We start from the raw sequence: 24,027 nt of genomic DNA on the forward strand, positions 1-24,027 counted from the left end.
AAGTACGAGGTACAGGGCGCCGGAAGGGAGCGGCGGGCATGACCAGGTACGCGGGGAGAAGGGCGGTCGTCGTCGGCCAGGCCACCGGTATCGACCTGGCCATCGCCAAGCGTCTCGTGGAGGGGGGCGCGGAGGTCCTGCTGACCGCCCGCACCCCTCGGGAGCGCGCGTACGCGAGCGCCGAGCTGGGTTCCGCCGCCCGGGTCGTCGCCCCGGGCGCCGTCGAGCACGGCCCCTGGCCGGCCGGCCAGGGCGTCGACTTCGTGTTCGCCGACGCCGTGGCCACGGCGCGCCCGCTGCTGCCGTATCTCAGGGACGGCGGCGGGGTCGTGCTGACCACCCCCGCCGCCGTGCACGAGTTCGCCGCCGAGCTCGCCTCCCGCGGCATCCGCGTCAACGCGGTGGCACCGAGCTGCATCGAGGCATCGGCGGACGATACCGCGCCGCTGCCGCCGCTCGGCCGTCTCGGCTCCGCCGAGGAAGTGGCCCGCGCCGCGCTGTTCCTGGCGACGGACGCGACGTTCACGACCGGCGTCCGGCTCCCCGTCGACGGCGGCCTCGGCAATCCGTGACCGCACTCCGCTTCAAAGACATCCACGTTCCCCGAGACCCGGAGCACATCACATGAGCACCTCACCCGAGATCGCGGATCCTCCCGGCCCAGGCACCCGTGCCGCGCCGCCTGCGAACGGCGGGGGCGAGGAGCGGGAGAAGCTGCCTCTCTTCGCCCTGCTGGCCCTGTCCACGGCCGTCTTCATCACCAGCCTCACCGAGACCCTTCCCGCCGGTCTCCTCCCCGCGATGAGCGAGGGGCTGAACGTCAGGGAGTCGGCGGCCGGGCAGACCGTCACGATCTACGCGATCGGCACCGTTCTGACCGCGATCCCCCTGAGCGCGGCCACAGCGGGCTGGCGGCGCAAGCGGCTGCTGCTGACGTCGATGACGGGCTTCGCCGTCGCCAACACCGTCACGGCTCTCTCGTCGGTCTACAGTCTGACGATGGTGGCGCGGTTCGTCGCGGGCGTCGCCGCCGGTCTGGCCTGGGCCCTGCTCGTCGGGTACGCCAGGCGCATGGCGCCCGTCCGCCTGCAGGGCAGGGCCATCGCCATCGCCATGGCGGGCATCCCCGTGGCACTCTCCCTCGGTGTGCCTGCCGGAACCTTCCTCGGCTCGGCGCTCGGCTGGCGCGCGGCGTTCCTGTCGATGACGGCCCTCACGGTGGTGCTGCTGCTGTGGATCTTCATGGGCGTGCCCGACTATCCGGGTCAGGCGCGCGGTGAGCGGCCGAAGATGCTGGGGGCGCTGCGCGTCCCGGGGGTGTCCCCGGTGCTGTTCGTCGTCCTGGTCTTCGTCCTGGCCCACACCATCCTGTACGCCTACATCGCCACGTTCGTCAACGACCTGGGCATGGGCGACGACACCGATCTGGTGCTGCTGGTCTTCGGTGGCGCCTCGCTGGTCAGCATCTGGATCGTCGGCGCGCAGATCCACCACCGGCTGCGCTCGTTGACGGTCGCCAGCGTCCTGCTGGTCGCCGTGGCCGCCGCGCTGCTCGCGGTCGTCGCCGACAACGCGGCCCTCGTGTACCTCGCCTCCGCCCTGTGGGGCCTGGGCTGGGGCGGCGTGCCCACACTGCTGCAGACGGCCGCCGGCGACGCCGGCGGCAAGGCCGCCGACGCGGCGCAGGCGATGCTGGTGACACTGTGGAACGTCGCCATGGCGGGCGGCGGCATCGTCGGCGGCGTCCTGCTCGACGTGGTCGGCAGCGAATCCTTCCCCTGGGCCGTGATGCTGCTCCTGGCACCGGTGCTCGCGGTCGTCCTCATGGCGCACAAGCACGGCTTCCCCGCCAAGCGGCCCGGCGCGTAGGGCGGGCCCCGGATCCCGGTCGGCGGGGTCCGGGGCCGTCGGCCGTGGTCCCCTTCCGGACGAAGACGGGTTCGCAGGGAGACCGGGTCCGCTCCGGTCTCCCGGGCGGCCGCCGAAGGCACACCGATCCCCGGCCTTCGGCGGCCGCCCGCGTGCGGGGCGGGCGGCCCCTCGGCGGGTTCGCCCCCGCATACGCCTCCTTCCGTTCGAAGGGCGCCGATTCCTGCGGCCGGGCCCTCTGGACGGGCGCCCCACCGGACGGCGTTCGGGCAGGTCAGAGAAGGAAATCGCGAACTCGGCGATCAGCCCGAAAATTTTTCCTTCGAGAAGGTATTTTTATCCCTCGTACAGACTGCCGTGCACCGGCTTCAGGTGCGAACGACGCGAGTATGAGGGGGCGTAGCGTTACATGTCGTCAAGCGGAGTGCCTACGACCGTGTCAGACGGAGGCTCGCGCACACAGGAGTTCCTGGAGGAGGTCTTCGAACCGCTCCACCGTGCGGAGCAGCGCCGCTGGGCAAGGGCGTACCTGCAGGGCCTGATCCACGCGTCCGGCAGGAAGACGCCGCGGGGCATGGCGCGGACCGAGTTGATGCCTCCGGCGACGGCGCACGGCCTGCACCAGTTCATCAACGCCAGCCCGTGGGACTGGGAACCGGTGCGCCGCAGACTGGCCTTATGGGTCGCCGCGAACACGACCCCCCGCGCGTGGGTCGTCGCCGAACTGACCATTCCCAAGCGCGGGGTGCACTCGGTGGGGGTGCACCGCCGGCTGAACGCCGCGACCGGTCGGTTCATCAACTGCCAGCAGGCCGTGGGACTCTTCCTCTCCGCCGACGCCCACTGCTTCCCGGTGGGCTGGAGCCTGGTTCTCGACGACGCCTGGGACCGGGACCGGCAGCGCAGACGCCGGGCGCGCATTCCGGAGGCGGAGACCGCGCGCCCCATGAGCTCCTACATATTCGACCACGCGGCAGCCGTCGCCGCGCAGCCACGACTGCCCCGCGTCCCCTGGGTCCTCGACCTCGCCCGGTGCGAGGACGCGGGAGGGCTGCTGGCCGGGCTCGCCCGGCACCGGTTCGACGTCGTGTGCGAGGTCGGACCGGCCCAGCCCGTGCTCGCCGGGCACCACGCGTCCTCCGTGACCACCGCCGGCCGGTTGCTGGAGATGCGGCGCACCCGGCGGCCGTACACGGCGGAGCGCCAGGCGGCGGGCAGCCTCCCCAGGACGGCGCCGATCCGCGCGTACGCCGGGACGGTGCGTCTGCCACGGCACGACACCGACAGAGAAGGCGGTTCACAACGCTACCGGCTCCTGGAGCTCCGCGATCCGGACGGCCGGCAGCCCGCCCGGTACTGGATCACCAGCCTGACGGACCGGTGTGTGGAAGAGACCATGGCACTGGTGTGCAGCCGCGCCGCCGTCCGCACCGCCGTCACCACACTGCGGGAGCAGTTCGGCGCGCTCGACTTCGCAGGCCGTTCCTTTCCCGGCTGGCACCACCACATGACCATGGTTTCGGCCGCCTACGTCCACCAGCACCTCCACGGCGCCGCCCGCTCCCTCGCCATGTCCCCGGTGCCGCACGCGGCACCGACCAGAGCCGCCGGCTGACCGGCCGCCGAGAGAGAGGTTCTGGGCACATGAGAAACGTACTCGTGGTGGAGCGAGAGGCCTCCGCCGCCGAAGCCATGGTGCGCGATCTGCGCCGGCAGGGGTACTCGGCCCACAGCGTCGACACGGGAGCACGCGCCCTGCGCGCCCACCACGACGCCGGTCTGGTGCTGCTCTCCCTGGACCTGCCCGACATCGACGGCCCTGAACTGTGCCGCTCCCTGAGGGCCGAGAGCAACGTCCCCCTGATCGCCTTCACCCACACCGACAGCGAGCTGGAGCGGATCCTCGCCCTGAAAGCGGGCGCCGACGACTGCGTCGCGACCACCTGGGGTCACCGGGAGCTGGGGGCCCGCATCGAGGCGGTACTGCGTCGTGTCCGCCCCAAGCCGCCGACACCGGAGACCATCTCCCTGCGTCCGCTCCACATCGATCCGCGGACGCGGGAGGTGCGTCTGCGCGACCGGGTCGTCAACGTCACGTCGAAGGAGTTCGAACTGCTCTACGCCCTGGCCGCCGACCCCGGGACCGTGGTGTCCCGGAAGGAGCTGATGGCCAGAGTGTGGGGAAGCTCCTGGGTGCAGACCAGCCGCACCATTGACACCCACGTGAGCAGCCTGCGGGCGAAACTCGGATCCAGCCGCTGGATCATCACGGTCCGCGGGGTCGGTTACCGCATGGGCCACGCCTGGCAGATGCCGGAGACATCCGCGGGCTGAGCGTCCGCGCACCCCGTCGCGGGGCCCCGGGCGGCATGCCGCCCGGGGCCCCGCGACGTGTCACGCCGTCCGGTCCTCCAGACGCCGCAGCAGCGGATGCGCGGCGCCGGCGCCGCGCCCCGCCGTACGCAGCGCCCACCAGGCGGATGCCAGGTTCGAGGACAGCAGGGGGCGGGAGGCGTCCTCCCGGGCGAGCTCGGTGAGGGCCGCGAGCGTACCCATGCCCGTGCCGGTGAACAGCAGCGCGGAGCCGTCGGGGAGCCGGTGCTCGCGCAGCCGCTCCGTTATCGCCCGCGTGGTCACCCGGTACGGGTCGTAGTGGTCCTGACGGTCCGGGTGCCGCGCCGCCGGGACCGTCACCACGCCGTCGACCTTGAGCCCGGCCCGCTCCCAGAAGGCGCGGGAGGTGTCGGTGAGCCACGGCTGGTACGGCGAGACGAGCGTCAGACGGGTCACCCCGAGGGCCGCACAGGCCGCGAGTATCGCCTGCGTCGAGGAACGCACGGGGAAGCCGGCGCGCGCCGACAACTCCTCGCACAGCGCGTGATCGCCCTCGGGGTCCAGCAGGTAGTGCGAAGCGCTGCAGGCCACCACGGCGGCGTCCAGTTCCATGCCGCCGAAGGCGCCGAGCGTATCGGGAAGTACGCGGTTGTACGTCTCCAGCATGGCCCTGAGGCTCTTTCCCGGCGTCACCGGAAAACGGGAGGCGTACACATTGAGAAGGGAACCGAGCAACTGGTTGAACTCAGGTTCCGCGGTGGGGTTCTCCGGAGGGACTACGACTCCGAGCCTGGGCAGCGAGAAAAGGTCCATGGCGGCACGGTATGGGGCGCGCCGCGGCTGAGGGGGCCGGAGCCGGCCGAAATGACGTCCGGCGCACACCGGCCTTGCAGTCCTTTTCCTGTCTGACATTCCTTGACACTTCCCTACGGAGTTCTGACCTCGGCCGCCTTGTCTCGTACCGCCGCCCGGTGAATCCTGTAGAGCGCCGCCCGCCGAAATCTCCGACTTCGGTTCACCTGCCAAATCCGCAAGAAGGAGTTGAGGAGAATGACATCTTCGGAAAGTCCTGAGAGATATCCGAGAGCGCCCCATATATCCGACGCGACCCTGCGGGACTCCGCGCACATGGCGGGCGTCGAGTTCGGCCCCGAGGACGCCGCGGTCATCGCCGACCTGCTGGTGAGGACCGGCGTCTCCCTGGTCGAGGTGGGCATGGTGTCCGGCCCGAACTCCAAGGACGCCGACCTCGTCCTCGCCACCCACGAGGCCGTCACCCCCGAGCGCAGCATGACCCTCGTGGTGGTGCGGGACCGCCGGCAGGTCGCCAAGGCCCTTGACGAGGCCGAGCGGCTCGGTGTGCGCCACATCATGTACTCCATACCCACGTCCGAGCAGCACGCCGCGTTGAAGCTCGGCTCGTCCAGCCCCAGGTTTCTGCACGCGCTGGCCCGTTCGGCGATCTCGCAGGCCAAGGAGCGCGGCTTCCACGTCACCTTCAGCGGCGAGGACGGCGCCCGCACGCCCAGGGAGCGGCTCGTTCCCTACGTCACCGCGGGTTTCGAGGCCGGCGCCGACCGGTTCCGGCTCGCCGAGACCGTCGCGTACCTGTCACCGTGGCAGATGGAGGAGGTGATCGCCGACCTCACCGCGATCGAGGGCTCCGAGATCGAGATCCACTCGCACAACATGCTGGGCATGGCCGTCGCCAACTCGCTCGCCGCCGTCCGCGCGGGAGCGCGGTGGATCTCGGCGACCGTGGGCGGCATCGGCGAGCGCGGCGGCAACGCCCCGCTGGCCGAACTGCTCACCTCCCTGCGCGTCCTCCACGACGACACCCGCTTCGACCTGACCCACCTCACCGAGCTGTCACGGGTCGCGCTGAGGGGATCCGGCCTGGGCGACGCCTTCCAGTCGGGGCCGACCACACCGCACGCCTTCGCCTACGAACTGCCGGGGCAGCTCACCCACCCGGAGGCGTACGAGACCCTGCCCGCCGAACTCGTCGGCAACACGCGCGAGCTGCGCGTCCGCACCCGCCTCACCCCCGCGCTCGTGAAGTGGGCCCTCGACGGCTCGGGCGTCCTCGTCGACGTCGACGCCTTCACGCCGTGGCTCACCGAGCGGCAGGAGCGCGACGGAGGCCCGCTCATGGACCGGGACGCGATCCGCAAGGCCGCCATCGACTTCCAGGCCGCCTGAACCTCCGGCCCGTTCCGGCGAATTCCACCGAACCCGACCGATCCCACGACGACATACGGAGCTGAGTCATGCCCACCGCGACCTTCACCGGCACCTGCCCCGAGTGCGAGACCGACCTGACCGTCCCCCCGATCGTCCAGGGCGAGACGCTCTCCTGCCCCGAGTGCATGCTCACGCTGCGCGTCGAAGAGGTACAGGAGGGCAGGCTCTCCCTGCAGATGGTCGAGGTGCAGCTCCGCGACTGGGGCCAGTGACATGCCCAGGAGAGTCGCGATCATCGCGGACCGGGTCGGCTGGGAGGAACGCCGGCTGATCGACGCCGCCCCGCACTCCGGCCTGAGCATCGACTGGGTCAACGACGAGTCCCTGTGCCTCGGTCACCCGGACGGCCCTTCCGTGGCCGACTACGAGGCACTGCTGGTGCGCAGCCGCAGCTACACCCGCGGCGGCCTGATCGCCACGCTCGCCGAGGCGGCCGGGGTGCCCGTCCTCAACACCGCCAGGGCGATCAACGCCTGCGAGAACAAGGCGGTCCTGCGCACCGTGCTGCGCGCCGCGGGCGTTCCCGTGCCGGACTTCCGGCTCGTGCTGTCCCGCAAGGACTTCACCAGGGCGCTCGAGGAGATGGACGTCCCGCTGGTCCTCAAGCCGGTCTACGGCGGTATGGGCAAACGGGTCACGCTGATCCGGCACACCGACACCGCCCAGTCCGTCTACGACTACGTCGAGGACCTCGGGCACGCCTTCGAGCAGGCCTGCCTGGTGGAGCCGTACCTGGACGGCGGCGCCTCGGTGCGCTGCCTCGTCGTCGGCCGCGAGCTGGTCGGTGCCGCCGAGTTCGAAAGCGGCGGCACCGACTGGCGCAACAACGCGGCGCTCGGCAACAACAGCCGCGCCGTCGCCCACGACCCCGACGTCCTGAAGATCGTCGACACCGTGGTGGCCGAACTCGGTGCCGGGATCTACGGGATCGACCTCTTCCGCACCCCCGACGGCTACGCCGTCAACGAGGTCAACCACGCTCCCGGTTTCCGGGCGGTGGCCTCGACGACCGAGGCGGACATCCCATCGGCCATCGGCCGCCACGTCCAGGAGATGCTCTCATGATCCGTGCAGGAGTCGTCGGCGCCTCCGGGCTCGCCGGCGGTGAACTGATCAGACTGATCACCCAGCACCCCGACATGGAGCTGACCTTCCTCGGCGGCTCCTCCCACGTCGGCCGGCGTCCGGCCGAGCTGCACCCGGGTCTGCGCCTCGACCTGGGCCTGACGGTGGAGCCCGTCACCGAGGAGACCGCCGACCGGGCCGACGTCGTCTTCCTGGCCACTCCGGCGCCGGTCTCGGCCGAACTGGCCGCGCTGCTCGCCGACCGGACCGCGGCCGTCGTCGATCTCAGCGGCGCCTTCCGCATCCGCACACCGGAGCTGCACGACCGCTGGTACCCGAAGGCGAAGCGGCGCACCGACCTCGCCGACCGCTTCGTGTACGGCGTGCCCGAACTGGTCGGCGACCAGATGGCGGACGCCGCCCTGATCTCACTGCCCGGCTGCTACGCCACCGCGATCACGCTCGGTCTCGCCCCGCTCACCATGGGCCTCGGCATGGATCTGAAGACCGTGGTGGTGGACGGCAAGAGCGGCTCCAGCGGCGGCGGCCTCCAGCTGCGCACCGCCGACCTGCACCCCCTGCGCAACGGTGCCATCGCCCCGTACGCCCCGACCGGTCACCGGCACGCCGCCGAGGTCCGCGACTTCCTGGAGCGGAACAAGCCCGGTTCCGTCGGTTCCCTGAGCATGTCCGCGTACGGCGTCTCGCACGTGCGCGGCCTGCTCGCCAGCTCGTACGTGTTCACGGACGAGACCGTCGACCAGCGCGAGCTGCAGCGGGCGTACGTCCGCTTCTACAAGGAACACCGCTTCGTGCGTGTGCGGCGGCACGCGGAGACGCTGATCCCGGTGCCCGACCCGCAGGCCGTCCTGGGCTCCAACTTCTGCGACGTGACGGTCATGCGGGACGAGGACGACGGGGCCGGTGGCCGCATCGTCGTCCTCGCCGCCCTCGACAATCTCGTCAAGGGCGCCGCGGGCCAGGCCGTGCAGGCCGCGAACAAGCGGTTCGGACTGCCCGAGGAGACGGGCCTGACGATGCAGCCGGTGATGCCCGCATGAGCCGGACACGGGAGACCCGGGGGCCGGCCGTGCGGCCGACCGTGGTGAAGCTGGGCGGCAGTTGCCTGGACGACCTCGACGGCACCTGGTGGGACGATCTGGCCCGGCACGGGGAGAACACCCCGCTGATCCTCGTGCACGGCTGGTCCAAGCCGCTGAAGCGGCTGAGCCCGCGCTACAGCGAGCCGTCGGCGATCCTGCGCGACCGGTACGGCAACCAGAGCCGCTGGACCACGCCCGAGGTCATCGAGGACATCAAGACCGTCAGCGCCAAGCTGGGCGAGGAGGTCATCGGGCGGCTGGCGTCGCGCGGTGTCACCGCGGAGCGGCTGCTCGGCAGTGACGGCCTGGTCGAGGCGGGCGAGGGCGAGCGCTGGTGGTGGCGGGACAAGCAGCTCGTCGAGATGGAGAACCTCGTCGGCCCGATCACCGGAGTGGACACGGCGCCGCTGGGGGACCTGCGCCCCGGCCACGCCCGCCTCGTCACCCCGCTGGCCCGGAACGCGGCGGGCCGGGAGGTGAACACCGACGCCGACAGGGCCGCAGCCGCCATCGCCGGCGCCACCGGTGCCACCGACCTGGTCCTCGTCACCGATGTCGCGCACCTGCTGATCGACGGAGAGCCCGTGCGCCGGATCGGCGCGGAGGCCGCGGCCAGGTTCCGCGACAAGGGCGCCACCGGCGGCATGCGGAAGAAGCTGCGTGCCGCGGGCGAGGCGCTGGACCGGGGCGTGGAGCGGGTCGTCATCGGAAGTGCGCCCGTCACCGGCCTGCTCAACGCCGACAGCGGCACCGTCATCACCCGAGCGTGAGGAGCGCGCACGTGACTCGATCCCGTGTACTCGTCGTCAACAACGGAACACTGTCCCTGAAGCAGCTCCGCAGACGCTTCGAGGAACTGGGCTCGGACACCGAGGCGGTCGACGCGGCATCCGTACCGGCCCGGCTCGACGGCCGCTACCAGGCGATCGTCCTGAGCGGCACCAAGGTCCGCGCCTACGACCTCGGCTACTACAAGCCGCTCGTCGACCTCGTCATGAGCGCCGACGTCCCGGTCTTCGGCATCTGCGGCGGGATGCAGATCCTCGCCGTCGCGGCGGGCGGCCGGCTCGCCGAGGGCCCCCAGCGGGTCGGCGGCTACGAGGTGCAGGTCGACAAGGAGGAGCCGCTCTTCACCTATGTGAAGCCGACGGTGACGGTCTTCCACCGCCACACCCTCTACCTCCGGGAGGCCCCCGAGGGCTTCCGCTCCATCGGCCGCTCCGAGCACGCTCCCGTGGAGTTCCTGCGCTCCGACGACGGCCGGATCCTCGGCTCGCAGGCCCATCTGGAGTTCCGCAGCGACGGGCTGGAGATCCTGCGGGGCTTTGCACAGCTTTACCGGTGAGGGCACCCGCGCCCGAGCACGGGCGCCCTCACCGGCCGTACACACCTACCTACCGAAGGACTTGGGGATGAGTGACGAGCAGAACCCTCCGAAGCCCGCGTTCACCGCGCATCTGAACGGCAGCGGCGGCGACATCAAGGGCTGGGTGGTCGTCGACACGCTCTACAACGGCCTGGCGATGGGCGGCACGCGGATGACCGCGGGCGTCACCGAGGAGGAGGTGGCGGACCTCGCCCGCGACATGACGCAGAAGTTCACGCTCGCCGGTCTGCCCATCGGCGGCGCCAAGGCCGGCATCGTCTCCGAGGGCGGTGACCGCGAGCAGACCTTCCGCACCTTCGGCCGCACCGTCAAGCCGCTGCTGCACGGCGGTATCCACCTCGGCATCGACATGGGCGTCACCCCCGCCGACCGGGCCGTCTTCTTCGACGAGGCCGGTTACGACCCGCGCTACCGGCTGGGCGCCCCGGACATGCCGATCGACTGGCGCACCTACTACGAGCCGCTGATCGACTGCACCGGGCACGGCGTCGGGGTCGCCGCGGTCACCGCCCTGGGGGCGAGCGGCCGCAAGGAGGCGGCCCGGGTCGTGGTGCAGGGCTTCGGTGCCGTGGGCCGGGCGGTCGCACGGTTCCTGGAGGAGCGCGGGCACATCGTCGTGGGCGTCGCCGACGTGCAGGGCACCATCAGCGCGGACCGGCTGCCGGTGGCCGATCTGATGGCGGTGACCGACGAGTTCGGGCGGATCGACCGGTCCCGTCTGCCGCAGCACGTCACCGTCTCCAACCGGCCGGACGCCTGGCTCGACATCGACGCCGACCTGCTGATCCTGGCGGCGCAGAAGCATGCGATCAACTCCGAGAACGTGCACCGGCTGCGCGCCGGCCTGATCGTCGAGGGCGCCAACATCGCCTCCAGTCCGGAGGCGAAGGAGAAGCTGGCGGCGTCGGGCGCCACCCTGGTCCCCGGGGTGATCGCCAACATCGGCGGAGCCGCATCGGCCGCCCTGGCCGTGACCCGGGTCGTTCCCTTCGACCTGCCGGCGGACGAGCGCAAGGCGTGGGTCTTCGACTGGGTCGGCGACCGGGTGCGCCGCAACACCCTGGACCTCCTGGAGATCGCCGCCTCGCGTGCCGGGGACCCGCTGCCGGAGCTGCTCGCCGCCCGCGGGAAGGAACGCCGATGAGCACGGCGACCACGAAGGCCGCGACCGCGCTCCCCCGTCCGGAGGCCGCACCGCCCGAGGAGCGTGCGGCCGAGTACAGGCGCCGCGGCTGGTGGCGGGACGAGACGTTCCTCGACGACCTGCACCGCCACGCGCGCGAGCGCCCGCGCAAACTCGCCATCGCGGGCCGTCGCATCACCGAGTCCCGGACCGACACCCTCGACTACGCCGAACTGGCTCGGCTGACCGACCGATTCGCCATGGCCCTGCTCGAACTCGGCGTGCGGCGCGGTGACTTCGTCGCCGTCCAGCTCCCCAACCGGTGGGAGATGGTGCCGCTGATGTTCGCCTGCATGCGCGTCGGCGCCGTCGTCTGCCCGATCTCGCCGGTCTGCCCGGAGGAGGAGCTGCGCCACCGCCTCGGCCTCACGGGCGCCCGGGTGTGCGTCACGCTTCCGGACTGGTCCGGCACGCCCCTGGCGCGCGTCGTCACCGCGCTCAAGGACGAACTCCCCGCCCTGGAGCACGTCCTGGTGGTGGACGGGCAGGCCCCCGAGGGGGCCCTCCCCTTCCACGACCACTTCGTCGCCACCGCCCGGGAGCAGCACCGGGGCACCCGGCTGGACGGCCTGGCGCTCACGGCCGACGAGCCCTTCGTGGTCCTGTTCACCTCCGGGACCACCGGCGAGTCCAAGGGTGTGCTGCACAGCCAGAACACGGTCCACTCGGCCGTACGCGGCTACGTCGACGCCTTCGGGCTCGACGGTTCCTGGGTCGCCGCCGTGTCCACGCCGCTCGTGCACTACTCGGGCTTCGCCCAGGGCATCCTCGCGGGCGTGATGCTCGGTGGCACCGTCTCCTTCCAGGACATGCGCGACAACGCCGCACTCCTGGACCTGGTGGAGCGCTACGGGGCCACGCTCCTGTACGGGCCGCCCGCCACGCTGGCCGACGTGGCCGCCTCGCAGCGGGTCGAGAAGCGCGACACGAGCACGCTGCGGCACGTGGTCATCGGCTCCGCCCCGGTTCTCGCGGAGCTGGCCGACGCGGTCCACGAGGCCCTCGGCGCACGCACCTACTCGCTGTGGGGCATGTCCGAGAACGGCCCGGTGACCATGACCCGGCCCGAGGACCCGGCGGACTGGGCCGCGCACAGCAACGGGCGCGCCATCGACGCCATGCAGACGCGCATCGACCCGGCCGGTTTCGACGGCGAGCGCGACCTCGTGGGCCGGCTCAGGGTACGCGGGGCATCCCTGGCCCTCGGCTACTACAGGCGCGAGGAGGCGTTCGCGGCGGAGTTCGGCGCGGACGGCTGGTTCGACACGGGAGACCTCGCGCGGGACGACGGCCGCGGCGGCATCCGCATCGTCGGCCGTGCCCGCGACGCGATCGTCCGCGACGGCCTCGTGGCGCCCATGACGGAGCTGGAGGCCGTCATCGGCAGCCATCCGAAGGCCGTGGAGGCGGCTCTGGTGGGCCTGCCGTCCGCGGCGGACGGCGGCGGGACGGCGATCTGCGCCGTGGTGGTCCCACGCGGCGGGACGGGGCCCTCGCTCGACGAGATCCGCACCCACCTCGGGAACGCGGGCCACGATCCCCGCTTCCTGCCGGACCGCGTGGAGCTGCTGCCCGCCCTCCCCAAGACCCTGACCGGCAAGGTCCGCAAGGCGGAGCTGCGGCGGCGGTACGCCCCGGCGGCCGGCTGAACGGCTTCCGGAGCCCCGGGGAGGCCGTCCCCGACCCTTCCGAGCCCCTCACCCTGGAGTCTGTTATGCGCGAATCGACACCGGTCTCCATGTCGGCGACCCTCGCCGCCGACGAGGCTCTGGCCCGCAGACGCCGCGCCGGGGAAAAGGTTCTGTCCATGGCCAGCGGAGAGATCGGCCTGACCGTGCACCCCGCCCTGCGGGAGCGGCTCGCCGCCGCGGCGGGCGAGAGCGCGTACGGCCCCGTGGCCGGCGGTCACGCGCTGCGTGCCGCCGTCGCCGGGTACTGGGGGCGGCGCGGTCTCGGTATCGACCCCGGACTGATCGTGGCCGGTCCGGGGAGCAAACCGCTGCTGTTCGCGCTGCTGCTCGCCCTCGGAGGCGACGTGGTGGTGCCCGTGCCGAGCTGGGTGAGCTACGCGGCGCAGGCCCGGCTGGCGGGGGCCCGCCCCATCCCCGTGCCGATCGTGCCCGGGCAGGGCGGGGTGCCCGATCCGGACCGGCTGCGCGCGGCGGTCGCCGAAGCGCGCGCCGCCGGGCGGGACCCCCGGTCCGTGGTGGTGACGGTGCCGGACAACCCGACCGGCACCGTCGCCTCGCCCGGCACGGTACGGCGCCTGGCGGCGGCGGCCCGGGAACTCGATCTGGTCGTCGTGTCCGACGAGATCTACCGTGATCTCGTCTACGACACCTCGGCGCCCGCCGAGTCGCCGGCCCTGCACGCCGCCGAGCGCACCGTCATCACCACGGGACTCACCAAGAGCCTGGCCGTCGGCGGCTGGCGCACCGGCGTGGCCCGGCTCCCCGACAGCGACATCGGACGCGCCCTGCACACCCGCCTCGTCTCCGTCGCCAGCCAGATCTGGTCCAGCCCTCCGGCGCCCGTGCAGACCGCGGCCGCGTACGCGTTCGGCGAGCCGCCGGAGATCACGGAGTACGTCGCGGCCGGCCGCAGGCTGCACGAGACGGTGGTGCGCGCGGTCGCCGACCGCTTCACCGCGGCCGGGGCCGCCCTCGCCCCGGTGCGTGCCACCTGCTACCTGTACCCGGACTTCGAGCCGGTCCGGGACCGCCTGGCCCGCGTCCACGGCGTGCACGACGGCGACGGGCTGGCCCGGTTCCTCAGCGAACGCCACGGCGTCGGGGTCCTTCCGGCGAGCGCGTTCGGGGAGCCCGGGAGCGCCCTGCGGATCCGGGCCGCCACGAGCCGTCTCTACGGCGACACCGACGAGCAGCGCACAGCCGCCCTCACCGCGGCGGAACCGCTCGAACTGCCGTGGATCCGGGGAGCGGTCGAGCAGGTCGGCGAAGCCCTGTCCGACCTCGTGCGCACGGCCACCGGCGCCCTCTCACCCCAGTCCTGACCACCACCAGTCCCAGGAGGACCCATCCCATGTCCCTTGCCACGCCCCTCCCCACCGTCTTCGAGGCCACCTACAGAGGAGAGCGCCACGTCGGCTTCGGGCGGCCCGAGGCCGGCACGCAGCAGACCCTGTACCGGGTGGCCGACGGGCGGCTGGCGGCGGCCTTCGTCGCCACCGACGGCTCGGAGGCGGCTGTCAGGGCCGCCGTCGCCGAGGGCGCCGAGGAGGTGACCGTCGCCGCCGACGACCCGGAGGTGCGGCTGCTGCCCCCGCTGCTGCCGACGGCCACCGGGAACGCGCTGCTGAGCGGCTTCATGGGCACGCACAAGAAGAAGTGGGGCGGGCAGAGCGCTCCGGAGGGCGGGGACTTCACGCCGCCCAAGTGGTTCTTCAAGGGCTTCGGCGACTGGGTGCGGCTGCCGGGCGAGGCGCTGAACGTGCCCGCGAACCCGGTCGCCCTCATCGAGGAGCCCGAGGTGGCCCTCGTCTACGTCAACGACGCCGACGGCACCCCGCACTACGCGGGCTACACCTTCGGCAACGATCTGTGCGACATCGGCCTGCACCGCAAGGACCCCGGTTACAACCCGTACTGCAAGCTGTGCGACACCGCCATGGCGCCCTGGCTGTTCCTGGGGGAGCCGCCGCAGTCGGTGACCGGCCGGGTCACCATCGAGCGGGACGGTGCGGCCGCCTGGGAGGGGAACTTCGACTGCGGCGGCGACGCCCTGTACTTCCGGGTGCGGGACATGGTGGAGCACCTGTTCTCGTTCCCCGCGGTGCGGCGGCCCGGCCTGGTCAACTACGTGCTCCTGGGCGCCGACGAGGCCAGTTTCCACGACGGGTTCCGCATCGCCGACGGGGACCGGATCGCCATCGACGTGAAGAGCCACGGCGTGGCCTTCGAGAACACGGTGCGGTACGTCTCCCCCGCTCCCCTCGCCTGAGCCGCCGGGGCGACCGGGAAGGACGCTAGGATGCCGCGCACCGCGGCCGCCCTCCGGGCGGCCCCGGCGGCGCGGCGTCCGTGCCGGGCCCCTGCCGCGGTCCGGCTCCGGACGGGCCCTCCCCGTCTCCGTCCCTCCCCGCGAGCACTCCCGTTTGCCGGGGCGTCCGCACTCCTCCCGGTCACCCGTACTAAGGAGTTCCCCCGTGAACGCCTCCGGCTTCCCGCGGCAGTTCGCCCGCACCCGCCGCTTCTCGCTCGGCGTCCCCCGGCAGCCCGCGGTGTCGCCGGACGGTGCGCGGGTGCTGTTCGTCCGCACCGGGGGCGGGGACGACCCCGTCGGGCGGCTGTGGTCGTGGGAGGACGGCGAGGAGCGGTTGCTGGCCGCCCCGCACGGCGCGGACGACGGCGCGCGCCCGGTCCCGCCCGAGGAGCGGACGCGGCGCGAACGGGCCCGCGAGCGGTCCACGGGCGTGGTGGCGTACGCGGCCGACAGGGAGCTGCGGCGCGCGGTGTACGCGCTCGGCGGCGCGCTGTGGGCGGTGGACACCGGCGGCGGCGCGCCGTTCCCGGTGCCGGCGGCCGGCCCCGTGGTGGATCCCCGGCCCTCCCCGGACGGGGAACTGATCGCCTACGTCACCGGCGGCGCGCTGCACGTCGTCGGCTTCGGCGACGGCGGCGACCGGTGTCTGGCCGCCCCCGAGGGCCCTCAGGTGACGTACGGGCTGACCGACCATGTGTCGGCCGAGTCGATGGGGCGGCTGCGCGGCCACTGGTGGGCGCCCGACGGCCGGGCCCTGCTGGCGGCCCGGGTGGACACCTCGGCGGTGCGGAGGCGGTGGGTCTGCGACCCGGCGCGTCCCGAACTCCCGCCGCGTCCCATGGCCTATCCGGCCGCGGGCACGCCCAACGCCGACGTCTCCCTGCATCTGCTCTCCCTCGACGGCGGCCGCACCGAGGTCGTCTGGGACCGCGCGGCCTTCGAGTACGTGGTGGCCGCCGACTGGGACGCCCACGGCCCGCTGGTCACCGTGCAGAGCCGCGACCAGCGCGTGCTGCGGGTCCTGGCGGTCGATCCGGCCACGGGCGCCACCCACGTCCTGCACGAGCAGCGCGACCGGCACTGGGTGGAGCTGGTGCCGGGCGCGCCGTGCCGCACCGGATCGGGTCTGCTGGTGAGGGCCGAGGAGTCGGCCGGCACCCGGCGGCTGCGCGTCGGCGACACCCTCACCCCGGCGGGTCTCCAGGTCACCGGAGTGCTGGGCACGGAGGGCGAGGAGGTGCTGTTCACCGGGTGCGAGGACCCGGCCGGGGAGCATGTGTGGGCCGTGGGGCCGGGGTCGGACTGCCGCCGCGTCAGCGACGGGCCCGGGGTGCACTCGGCCGCCGCGGCCGGCGGCACCCTGGTACTCGACAGCCTGGCCCCGGACGGGCACACGGTCACCGTCCGGCGCGGCGGGACGGTGGTGGGAGGGATCGCCTCCCTGGCCGAGGAGCCCGTCGTGACACCCCGTCCCCTCTTCCTCGTGCACGGCGACCGGCGGCTGCGCAGCGCGCTGTTCCTGCCCTCGGGGTACGACCCGCGGGCGCCGGACGCCCGCCCACTGCCCGTCCTGCTCAGCCCCTACTCCGGGCCGGGGATGCGGCTGGTGGTGCGAGCCCGGACGTGGTGGGCGTGCGTGGCCCAGTGGTTCGCCGAGCAGGGCTTCGCCGTACTGGTCACCGACGGGCGCGGCACCCCGGGGCGGGGGCCGGCGTGGGAGAAGGAGGTCCGCGGCGACCAGCTCACCCCCGTGCTGGAGGACCAGATCGACGCCCTGCGCGCGGCGGTGGCCGAGCGTCCGTACCTGGACCCGGGCCGGGTGGCGATCCGCGGCTGGTCCTTCGGGGGCACCCTCGCCGCCGCGGCCGTGCTGCGCCGTCCGGAGGTCTTCCACGCCGCGGTCGCCGGAGCGGCCCCCACCGACCAGCGGCTGTACGACACGCACTGGAAGGAGCGCTACCTGGGCCATCCGGATCGGGAGCCGGAGAACTACGATCGCTCCTCGCTGCTGCGCGACGCCCACCGGCTGCGCCGCCCGCTGCTGCTGGTGCACGGCACCACCGACGACAACGTGGCCTTCGCGCACACGTTGCGGCTGTCCGCGGCGCTGCTGGCCGCAGGGCGCGAGCACTCGGTGCTGCCGCTGTCCGGCGCGGGGCACGGCGGCGGCGACGGGACGACCGCCGAACGGCTGCTCGGTTTCGAGCTCGGCTTCCTGCGCGACGCGCTCGGGTTCGGATCCGCGTCCGGGCCCGGACGGCGGTTCCGGGAGGACGCCTGAGCGGGCGGCCCCGCGTCAGGCGCCGATGCCGTCCGCGGCCGTACGCAGCGCCTCCACCGCCGCCCGGATGGACGGCCTGCGGTCGGCGTCCTCCCGCCAGACCGCGTAGACGTGCCGCTTCATCGGATGCCGGACGGGGGCGACGGCCACCCCCTCCGGCAGCGGTCCGCGGCCGAGGCGGGGGGCGACGGCGACCCCGAGCCCGGCGCCGACCAGGGCGAGCTGGGTGTGGTGCTCCCCGGCCGTGTGGCACAGCCTGGGCTCGATGCCCTGGCCGCGCAGGGTGAACAGCAGCCAGTCGTGGCAGAACTCGCCTCCGGGCCAGGAGATCCACTCGTCGTCCGCGAAGTCCGCCAGCTCCACCGACTCGGCTCCGGCGCGGGGGTGGCCGGCGGGCATCGCCACATCGGCCGGGTCGTCCAGGAGCGGCTCCTTGGCCAGCCCGCCGGGCAGGGACAGGGGGCGGTTGTGCCAGTCCAGGACGACCGCGAGGTCGATGTCCCCGCGCACCAGTGCACGCACCGACTCCTCGGGCTCCATCTCGCGCATCCGGGCCCGTAGCCGGGGGTGGTCGGCGCGCAGTGCGGCCAGGGCGGCGGGGAACAGCCCCCGGGCGGCGGTGGGGAAGGCGCCGAGCAGCAGTTCGCCGACGGCCCGGCCGCGGTGCGCCTCCAGTTCGGCCTCGGCGAGCTCGAGTTGGGACAGGACGCGCCGGGCGTGCTCGGCGAGCAGGCGGCCGGCGTCGGTGAGCCGGACGCCGCGGCCGTTCCTGGCGAGCAGCTGCTGACCGGTCTCGCGCTCCAGTTTGGCCATCTGCTGGGAGACGGCCGAGGTGGTGACGTGCAGTCCCTCGGCAGCGCCGCTCACCGAGCCGTGGCGGGCGACGGCGTGGAGGATGCGCAGCCGGTCCAGATTCAACATGTAAGCGATGCTAAGGGGTTCACTCCAGGATTTCTCGCTTGCCCTTAATCGTTGAAGGCGCGATCGTTGACGCATGTCCGCCTCCGCCCGCGTCGGTGCCGTGCCGGTTCCCGACCCCTCCGGTCCCACGGGTCCGCCCGCCGTCCCGACCGCCCCGACCGTCCCGGCCCCTTCGGCAGCCCGTCGCCCGGCCTCGGTCGACTGGCGCGTCCGCTTCGCCGCCCTCAGCCTGATCTGGGGCTTCAGCTTCCTGCTGATCAAGGTCGGCACCCACGGCTTCGCCCCGCTCCAGGTCACCCTCGGACGCCTGGTGTTCGGCACGGCCGTCCTGGGCGCGGTGCTGCTGGCGCGGCGCGAACGGCTGCCGCGGGGCCTGCGCACCTGGGGGCATCTGGCGGTCGCGGCGTTCCTGCTGAACGCCCTGCCGTTCACCCTCTTCTCCTACGCAGAGCTGACCATCTCCTCCACCCTGGCGGGCATCTGCAACGCCACCACCCCGCTGTGGGGCATGCTGCTCTCCCTGGTCGCCCTCTCCGACGACCGGCCCACCAGGCGCCGGGTCGCCGGGCTCGGCATCGGTTTCGCGGGCGTCCTGACCGTGCTCGGCGCCTGGCAGGGCTTCGGCGGGCAGGATCCCGTCGGCACGGCCATGGCGCTGCTCGCCGCGCTCAGCTACGCGGTCGGCTGGGTGTACGTGCGCCGTACGCTGTCGGGCGCCGAGGGTTCCAACGTGGCGATGGCCGGCTCCCAGCTTCTGCTCGGCACTCTCCAACTGGCGCTGGTCACGCCTTTGTTCACCTCCTTCCCGGCCTCGTTCCCCGTCGGTCCGCTGCTGGCGGTCGCGGCGCTGGGCGCGCTGGGCACCGGGGTCGCCTTCCTGCTGCAGTACGGGCTGGTGGCGGAGGTGGGGCCGACCACGGCCACTTTGGTGACGTACTTCATCCCCGTGATCGCCACGGCCGCCGGAGTGGCGCTGCTGGACGAGCACCTGGCCTGGAGCACCCCAGTCGGCGCGCTGATCGTGCTCGTCGGCGCCGCCCTCACACAGAGCCGGACGCGGAGCGCGCGGCCGTGACAGGCGGTACGGTTCAACCGTACCGCCGCGCCTCGCCGGGCCGGATCGCCGCCGCCACCGCGTCGGCGACCGGCCCGGCCTCGTCCTCGGACAGGGCCGAGACGGTCAGCCGGACTCCGGGCGGTGAGTCGATCCGGAAGCGGGCCCCGGGGGCGACGGCCCAGCCGGCCCGCAGCAGCCGGGCGACCGCGCCGGTCTCGTCGGGCACCGGCACCCACACGTTCATCCCGCTGCGTCCGTGCGCCTCCACACCGCGCGCGGCCAGCGCCTCGATCAGCGCGGTGCGGCGGCGTCCGTAGGAGCCGGCCACCTCGGCGGGGTCGATCGCCCGGCTCTCCCACAGGGCGGTGACGGTGTGCTGGAGCAGATGGCTGACCCAGCCGGGCCCCAGCCGCTGCCGTCCGCGCACCCGGTCGACGGTGACGGCGTCGCCGGTCAGCACGGCCAGCCGCAGGTCGGGACCGTACGCCTTGGCGGTGGAGCGCACCAGCGCCCAGTGGTCGGTCGGGCCGCCCTCGCCCGCCAGCGGATGCAGGGGCAGATCGACGATGCCGTGTCCGTGGTCGTCCTCGATCAGCAGCACCCGGGGGTGTCCGGCCAGGACGCGGCGCAGTTCGCGGGCGCGCGGCGCGGAGACCGCGGCGCCGGTCGGGTTCTGGGCCCGGTCGGTGACGACCAGGGCCCGCGCGCCCTGCCGCAGCGCCCGTTCGACCGCCTGAGGCAGCGGGCCGTCGTCGTCCAGGGCCACCGGGAGCGTCCGCAGGCCCAGCGCCGGGACGAGGTCCAGCAGGCTCCCCCATCCGGGGTCCTCCACGGCGACCGCGTCGCCGGGTTTCAGATGGGCCGCCAGCACCCGTTCGATGGCGTCCAGCGATCCGGAGGCGGCGGCGACGGGGCCCGGTGGCACCGTGTCCGCGTCGAAGGCCGTCCGCGCCAGCCGGACCAGGTCGTCGGTGAGCCCCGGGGCGCCGTAGAGCGTCGGGTGCCGCTCGTGGCGCCGTGCGGCGGCGGCGAGCGCGGCGTCCAGCGAGGGCAGGAGCGCCGGGTCCGGGTTGCCCGTGGAGATGTCGCGCGCACCCTCGGGCGCCTCGACGCCGATCGCCTCGCGGGCGGTGGTGGCCGGGCGCGGGCGCACCCGGCTGCCGCGCCGTCCGGCCGTCTCGATCACCCCGCGCTCGCGCAGGGTGCGGTAGGCGGCGGCGACCGTGTTGGGGTTCACGCCCAACTCCGCCGCCAGTTCCCGCATGGGGGGCAGCGACCGCCCCGGCTCCAACTCCCCCGAGCCGACCCCTTGCTCCACGCTGGCGGCGATTTCGGCGGCGCGCCGCCCTTCGATCCGATATCCTCCTAGCACAAAGCACAGTATGCACTAGTGCAATAAGAGGGAGCAAGTCGGCGAGCCCGGCCGCCAACGCATCAGAGGGAGTCGAGAACCATGTCCACCACCGCCCCCGGGGGCGCGTACGCCCCGACCGAGCGCACCGTTCCCACCCGTGGCCGCAAGCGCGCGGCGTACGACCGCGACCTGGTGCACGCGATCCTCGACGACGGCTGCCTGTGCCACCTCGGCTTCGTCCGCGACGGCGCACCGGTCGTCCTGCCGACGCTCTACGCCCGGGTCGGCGAGCGCCTGTACGTCCACGGTTCCACCGGTTCCCGGCCGCTGCGGGCGGCGGGCTCCTCCGAGGCGGGGCTGCCCGTCTGCCTGACGGTGACGCATCTGGACGGGCTGGTGCTGGCCCGCTCCGCCTTCCACCACTCGGTCAACTACCGCTCGGTGGTGGTGCACGGCACCGCGCACCCGGTGCAGGACCCGGCCGAGCGGGCCACCGCCCTCGACGCCATCGTCGACCAGGCCGTCCCCGGGCGCTCGGCCGACTCGCGTCCGGCGGACGCGCGGGAACTGGCCGCCACCGCCGTCATAGCCCTGGATCTCGAGGAGGTCTCGGCGAAGGTCCGCACCGGCGGCCCGAACGACGAGCCGGAGGACCTCTCCCTCCCCCACTGGAGCGGTGTGGTGCCGGTGCGGAGGGCCTACGGCGCTCCCGTGCCGGCCGAGGACATGGCTCCGGGCGCCGCCGTGCCCGGCTACCTCACCGCGCTCACCGCGCTCTGACGGACAGGCCGGGGAACGGGCCGGCGGGCGGGCGCGGGCGGAGGGACCGTCCGCGCCCGCCCCGTCTTTCACGCTCCCGCTCTCACGCCCCGGCTCCGCCCCCGACGCCTCCGGTCCCCCCGACGCCCGCGCCCGCGGCCGCCGTGCGGCGCGCACCGGTGGCCAGCCGCGCCTCGGCGATCGCCAGCCCCGTCACGGCGGCGAGCAGCAGCGCGGTGCCCACGACGGTCGCCGCGGTCAGCCGCTCGCCCAGCAGCACGACGGCGATCACGGCCGCGCTCACCGGCTCGATGAGCATGATCACCGAGGCGGTCGCCGACCGTACGACCGCCGCCCCCGCGAAGTACAGCGCGTACGCCAGCGCCGTGGGCACGGCGGCGGTGTACGCCAGCAGGAGCAGCACCCGCAGCGGGTCCTCCGCGGTGTGCGGCAGCAGCCCCTCGGCCAGCCCCAGCGGCAGCAGGCACACCGCGCCGACGCCGAACGCCCAGGTGGTGGTGGAGTACGGGTCGCCGCCCCCACCGTTGCGGCCCATCCACCGGGTCAGCAGGGTGATGGCGGCGTAGCCGGAGGCGGACAGCAGCGCGAGGCCGACGCCCAGCGGCCGCACCGTCGCCGCGTCGCCCCCCAGGCACAGCACCGTCAGGCCGGCCAGCGCGCCGGCCACGGCCGCCAGACCGCCGCGCCCCAGCCGCTCGCCCATCGTCAGCCGGGCGCCGAGCGCGATCAGCACGGGACCGGCGCCGAGGGTGACGACCGTGCCGACGGCGAGTCCGGTGGCCTGGACCGCGGCGAAGTAGGCGGTCTGGAAGAGCGTCAGGCCCAGCCCGGTGGCCACGATCCGCCCCACCCGGCGGCGCCGCGGCTCGGGCGCGACCGGAGCCGCGCGACCGGAGCGGCCGGTGCGGGCGGTGCGGCGCAGGGGGAGGAACGCCAGCAGCAGGGCGATCCCACCGACGTAGCGCCAGAAGGACAGGGCGATCGGCCCCAGGTCGCTGGCGCGGTACAGCAGGGCGGCCGCGGCTCCGGCGGTGCCCCAGGCGACTCCGGCGACGGTCAGGTAGAGCAGTCCGCGCCCGACGGACAGGCCGTCGGCGGGCGCGGAACCGTTTGCGGAATCACCGCTTCCGCCGGTGGGCACGGCGGCGGACAGAGCAGAAGTGGGTTTCGACACGTGTGAGTTCTCCGCGTACGTCGGGAAGCTGTCATGTGGTCCCGTACGCGGGCAGCGATGACCTGCGCGGCGGCGCTGACGCCCCGGCGCGGTACTCCTCGGCGGCCCGCCCTAGACGGCGGGCGGGGGCAGCACGGTCGAATGCATGCCCGCACCCTACGGTGCGGGCACGTCCCGCGACAACCGCTCCCCCGCGTGCCCTCCCTCACCCGGGGCCCCGTCGGCGGCCCCCTCCGCCGTCCGCCGCGCGGCCGGGGCCGCGCCGCCCTCCGCGACCGGTGCGGCGGACGGCGCCGCGGGAGTGGCGCGCTGCGCGATGAACGCGCCCGCCAGCACCACCGCACCGCCGAACAGCTGGACCGCCGACAGCCGCTCGTCCAGCAGCACCCAGGCCAGCACGGTGGCCACCACCGCCTCCAGACAGGCCACCACCCCCGCCACCTGCGGCGAGAGCCTGCGCACCGACACCACCCCGGTCAGATAGGCGGCCACGGTGGCCACCAGCACGATCCAGCCCAGCAGTACGGCCGCGGGCACCTGGACGCCGGCGCCGGACGACCAGACGCCCGCCAGTTCGGCCCGCCCGCCCAGCACCGACCACTCCATCCGCCAGGGCCGGGCGACGGCGGTGAGCACCAGCGCGCCGACGAGCAGCCCGTAGGCGATGACCCCCAGGGGGTCGGGCGCCCCGCCCTTCCCCGAGTCGCCGGTCCCGTGGTCGGACAGGACGAAGTACCCGACCTGGCAGCAGGCGGCTCCCAGCGCCAGCAGCAGCCCCCAGACGTCGAAGCCGAGCCCGGCCCAGATCTCCACCACGCACGCCAGGCCGCCGACCGCGAGCACCACCCCGGCGCCCGCCGCCCGGCTCACCGGGCGGCGCTGGACGAAGCGCACCCAGCCCAGTACCAGCGCGGGCGCGAGGTACTCCACCAGCAGGGCGACTCCCACCGGGATGCGGGAGATGGCCGCGAAGTAGCACGCCTGCACGCCCGCGACGGCCAGCAGCCCGAACCCGGCCAGCAGCGCCGGGCGCCGCCGCAGCAGGTCCCGGTGGCGCCAGGCCAGCGGCAGCAGCACCACGGCGGCGCCCGCGACTCTGAGCCAGGTGACGTGCAGGGGGTCGAGGCCGGCGTTGATCAGCGGCTTGGCCGCCGGACCGGAGCCGCCGAAGGCGACGGCGGAGACGAGGGCGAGGGTGAGGCCGGTGCTCGTCCTCGAAGGAGCGGACGGGGATGTCGGGGCATGCACCGGCCCATCATGGCAGTACCCGACA

22 protein-coding genes are annotated in these 24,027 nt (G+C 73.7%); 17 read left to right on the plus strand and 5 right to left on the minus strand.

Annotation, left to right across the window (positions count from 1 at the left end; all coding sequences use genetic code 11):
* Nucleotides 1-38 precede the first annotated feature (38 nt).
* The 4 genes from BMY40_RS11970 to BMY40_RS11985 all read left to right on the plus strand — a co-directional run bounded on the left by BMY40_RS11970 (nt 39) and on the right by BMY40_RS11985 (nt 4,203).
* Nucleotides 39-572, plus strand: coding sequence for an SDR family oxidoreductase (locus BMY40_RS11970; RefSeq protein WP_093658461.1), 534 nt, complete (start codon nt 39-41; stop codon nt 570-572).
* A gap of 52 nt (nt 573-624) precedes the next feature.
* Nucleotides 625-1,869, plus strand: a complete 1,245-nt coding sequence (locus tag BMY40_RS11975; RefSeq protein ID WP_093658463.1) for an MFS transporter — start codon at nt 625-627, stop codon at nt 1,867-1,869.
* 409 nt (nt 1,870-2,278) lie between these two features.
* Complete coding sequence (locus tag BMY40_RS11980; RefSeq protein ID WP_093658465.1) at nt 2,279-3,484, plus strand: IS701 family transposase; 1,206 nt, start codon at nt 2,279-2,281, stop codon at nt 3,482-3,484.
* 29 nt (nt 3,485-3,513) lie between these two features.
* Complete coding sequence (locus BMY40_RS11985) at nt 3,514-4,203, plus strand: response regulator transcription factor (protein WP_093658467.1); 690 nt, start codon at nt 3,514-3,516, stop codon at nt 4,201-4,203.
* Between the two features lie 60 nt (nt 4,204-4,263).
* Here the strand turns inward: BMY40_RS11985 and BMY40_RS11990 are convergent, their stop codons facing one another.
* Nucleotides 4,264-5,016, minus strand: a complete 753-nt coding sequence (locus tag BMY40_RS11990) for a maleate cis-trans isomerase family protein (RefSeq protein WP_093658469.1) — start codon at nt 5,014-5,016, stop codon at nt 4,264-4,266.
* 237 nt (nt 5,017-5,253) lie between these two features.
* Here BMY40_RS11990 and BMY40_RS11995 point away from each other — a divergent pair, with 237 nt between their 5' ends.
* From BMY40_RS11995 to BMY40_RS12045, 11 genes are all read left to right on the plus strand, one after another.
* On the plus strand, nt 5,254-6,405 hold the full coding sequence (locus BMY40_RS11995) for a LeuA family protein (protein WP_093658471.1): 1,152 nt from the start codon (nt 5,254-5,256) through the stop codon (nt 6,403-6,405).
* Nucleotides 6,406-6,473: 68 nt separating this feature from the next.
* Entirely contained in the window at nt 6,474-6,659 is a 186-nt protein-coding gene (locus BMY40_RS12000) for a lysine biosynthesis protein LysW (RefSeq protein ID WP_093658473.1), read from the plus strand.
* Between the two features lies 1 nt (nt 6,660).
* Nucleotides 6,661-7,512: an ATP-grasp domain-containing protein gene (locus BMY40_RS12005; RefSeq protein ID WP_093658475.1), complete on the plus strand. Its 852-nt coding sequence runs from the start codon at nt 6,661-6,663 to the stop codon at nt 7,510-7,512.
* On the plus strand, nt 7,509-8,573 hold the full coding sequence (gene argC / locus BMY40_RS12010) for an N-acetyl-gamma-glutamyl-phosphate reductase (RefSeq protein ID WP_093658477.1): 1,065 nt from the start codon (nt 7,509-7,511) through the stop codon (nt 8,571-8,573). The genes BMY40_RS12005 and argC overlap by 4 nt, the downstream gene beginning before the upstream one ends.
* Nucleotides 8,570-9,385: an amino acid kinase family protein gene (locus tag BMY40_RS12015; protein ID WP_093658479.1), complete on the plus strand. Its 816-nt coding sequence runs from the start codon at nt 8,570-8,572 to the stop codon at nt 9,383-9,385. The genes argC and BMY40_RS12015 overlap by 4 nt, the downstream gene beginning before the upstream one ends.
* Before the next feature lie 11 nt (nt 9,386-9,396).
* Nucleotides 9,397-9,960 carry a type 1 glutamine amidotransferase gene (locus tag BMY40_RS12020; protein WP_093658481.1) on the plus strand — a complete coding sequence of 188 codons (564 nt, stop codon included), beginning with the start codon at nt 9,397-9,399 and terminating at the stop codon, nt 9,958-9,960.
* Between the two features lie 67 nt (nt 9,961-10,027).
* On the plus strand, nt 10,028-11,146 hold the full coding sequence (locus BMY40_RS12025) for a Glu/Leu/Phe/Val dehydrogenase dimerization domain-containing protein (protein WP_093658483.1): 1,119 nt from the start codon (nt 10,028-10,030) through the stop codon (nt 11,144-11,146).
* Nucleotides 11,143-12,834: an AMP-binding protein gene (locus tag BMY40_RS12030; protein WP_093658485.1), complete on the plus strand. Its 1,692-nt coding sequence runs from the start codon at nt 11,143-11,145 to the stop codon at nt 12,832-12,834. Before BMY40_RS12025 ends, BMY40_RS12030 begins: the two co-directional genes overlap by 4 nt.
* Nucleotides 12,835-12,899: 65 nt before the next feature.
* The gene (locus BMY40_RS12035) at nt 12,900-14,198 is read left to right on the plus strand and encodes a pyridoxal phosphate-dependent aminotransferase (RefSeq protein WP_093658487.1); all 1,299 of its coding nucleotides are present in this window, start codon (nt 12,900-12,902) and stop codon (nt 14,196-14,198) included.
* Between the two features lie 29 nt (nt 14,199-14,227).
* Entirely contained in the window at nt 14,228-15,145 is a 918-nt protein-coding gene (locus tag BMY40_RS12040) for a fumarylacetoacetate (FAA) hydrolase (protein ID WP_093658489.1), read from the plus strand.
* 205 nt (nt 15,146-15,350) lie between these two features.
* Nucleotides 15,351-17,468 (plus strand): prolyl oligopeptidase family serine peptidase, encoded by a 2,118-nt coding sequence (locus BMY40_RS12045; RefSeq protein WP_093658491.1) that lies wholly within the window; start codon nt 15,351-15,353, stop codon nt 17,466-17,468.
* 15 nt (nt 17,469-17,483) lie between these two features.
* Here the strand turns inward: BMY40_RS12045 and BMY40_RS12050 are convergent, their stop codons facing one another.
* Nucleotides 17,484-18,389: a LysR family transcriptional regulator gene (locus BMY40_RS12050; RefSeq protein ID WP_093658493.1), complete on the minus strand. Its 906-nt coding sequence runs from the start codon at nt 18,387-18,389 to the stop codon at nt 17,484-17,486.
* A gap of 73 nt (nt 18,390-18,462) precedes the next feature.
* On the opposite strand from BMY40_RS12050, the gene BMY40_RS12055 reads away from it, so the two are divergent.
* On the plus strand, nt 18,463-19,464 hold the full coding sequence (locus tag BMY40_RS12055; RefSeq protein WP_093658495.1) for a DMT family transporter: 1,002 nt from the start codon (nt 18,463-18,465) through the stop codon (nt 19,462-19,464).
* Nucleotides 19,465-19,477: 13 nt separating this feature from the next.
* Here BMY40_RS12055 and BMY40_RS12060 read toward each other — a convergent pair whose 3' ends face one another.
* On the minus strand, nt 19,478-20,818 hold the full coding sequence (locus BMY40_RS12060; protein WP_093658497.1) for an aminotransferase class I/II-fold pyridoxal phosphate-dependent enzyme: 1,341 nt from the start codon (nt 20,816-20,818) through the stop codon (nt 19,478-19,480).
* An 81-nt stretch (nt 20,819-20,899) separates the two neighbouring features.
* Here BMY40_RS12060 and BMY40_RS12065 point away from each other — a divergent pair, with 81 nt between their 5' ends.
* Nucleotides 20,900-21,580 (plus strand): pyridoxamine 5'-phosphate oxidase family protein, encoded by a 681-nt coding sequence (locus BMY40_RS12065; protein ID WP_093658499.1) that lies wholly within the window; start codon nt 20,900-20,902, stop codon nt 21,578-21,580.
* Between the two features lie 82 nt (nt 21,581-21,662).
* Here BMY40_RS12065 and BMY40_RS12070 read toward each other — a convergent pair whose 3' ends face one another.
* Both BMY40_RS12070 and BMY40_RS12075 read right to left on the minus strand, forming a co-directional pair.
* The gene (locus tag BMY40_RS12070; protein ID WP_093658501.1) at nt 21,663-22,721 is read right to left on the minus strand and encodes a DMT family transporter; all 1,059 of its coding nucleotides are present in this window, start codon (nt 22,719-22,721) and stop codon (nt 21,663-21,665) included.
* 189 nt (nt 22,722-22,910) lie between these two features.
* Complete coding sequence (locus tag BMY40_RS12075; protein ID WP_093658503.1) at nt 22,911-24,002, minus strand: EamA family transporter; 1,092 nt, start codon at nt 24,000-24,002, stop codon at nt 22,911-22,913.
* Between the last annotated feature and the right edge of the window lie 25 nt (nt 24,003-24,027).

Origin of the sequence: Streptomyces radiopugnans, from assembly GCF_900110735.1 — a bacterium.
Classification (GTDB): domain Bacteria; phylum Actinomycetota; class Actinomycetes; order Streptomycetales; family Streptomycetaceae; genus Streptomyces; species Streptomyces radiopugnans.

Excerpts from the sequence above, each read along its gene's own strand:
- BMY40_RS11970 (WP_093658461.1), top strand. The coding sequence starts at position 39 with ATGACCAGGTACGCGGGGAGAAGGGCGGTCGTCGTCGGCCAGGCCACC.
- BMY40_RS11975 (WP_093658463.1), top strand. The coding sequence starts at position 625 with ATGAGCACCTCACCCGAGATCGCGGATCCTCCCGGCCCAGGCACCCGT.
- BMY40_RS11980 (WP_093658465.1), top strand. The coding sequence starts at position 2,279 with ATGTCGTCAAGCGGAGTGCCTACGACCGTGTCAGACGGAGGCTCGCGC.
- BMY40_RS11985 (WP_093658467.1), top strand. The coding sequence starts at position 3,514 with ATGAGAAACGTACTCGTGGTGGAGCGAGAGGCCTCCGCCGCCGAAGCC.
- BMY40_RS11990 (WP_093658469.1), bottom strand. The coding sequence starts at position 5,016 with ATGGACCTTTTCTCGCTGCCCAGGCTCGGAGTCGTAGTCCCTCCGGAG.
- BMY40_RS11995 (WP_093658471.1), top strand. The coding sequence starts at position 5,254 with ATGACATCTTCGGAAAGTCCTGAGAGATATCCGAGAGCGCCCCATATA.
- BMY40_RS12000 (WP_093658473.1), top strand. The coding sequence starts at position 6,474 with ATGCCCACCGCGACCTTCACCGGCACCTGCCCCGAGTGCGAGACCGAC.
- BMY40_RS12005 (WP_093658475.1), top strand. The coding sequence starts at position 6,661 with ATGCCCAGGAGAGTCGCGATCATCGCGGACCGGGTCGGCTGGGAGGAA.
- argC (WP_093658477.1), top strand. The coding sequence starts at position 7,509 with ATGATCCGTGCAGGAGTCGTCGGCGCCTCCGGGCTCGCCGGCGGTGAA.
- BMY40_RS12015 (WP_093658479.1), top strand. The coding sequence starts at position 8,570 with ATGAGCCGGACACGGGAGACCCGGGGGCCGGCCGTGCGGCCGACCGTG.
- BMY40_RS12025 (WP_093658483.1), top strand. The coding sequence starts at position 10,028 with ATGAGTGACGAGCAGAACCCTCCGAAGCCCGCGTTCACCGCGCATCTG.
- BMY40_RS12030 (WP_093658485.1), top strand. The coding sequence starts at position 11,143 with ATGAGCACGGCGACCACGAAGGCCGCGACCGCGCTCCCCCGTCCGGAG.
- BMY40_RS12035 (WP_093658487.1), top strand. The coding sequence starts at position 12,900 with ATGCGCGAATCGACACCGGTCTCCATGTCGGCGACCCTCGCCGCCGAC.
- BMY40_RS12040 (WP_093658489.1), top strand. The coding sequence starts at position 14,228 with ATGTCCCTTGCCACGCCCCTCCCCACCGTCTTCGAGGCCACCTACAGA.
- BMY40_RS12050 (WP_093658493.1), bottom strand. The coding sequence starts at position 18,389 with ATGTTGAATCTGGACCGGCTGCGCATCCTCCACGCCGTCGCCCGCCAC.
- BMY40_RS12055 (WP_093658495.1), top strand. The coding sequence starts at position 18,463 with ATGTCCGCCTCCGCCCGCGTCGGTGCCGTGCCGGTTCCCGACCCCTCC.
- BMY40_RS12065 (WP_093658499.1), top strand. The coding sequence starts at position 20,900 with ATGTCCACCACCGCCCCCGGGGGCGCGTACGCCCCGACCGAGCGCACC.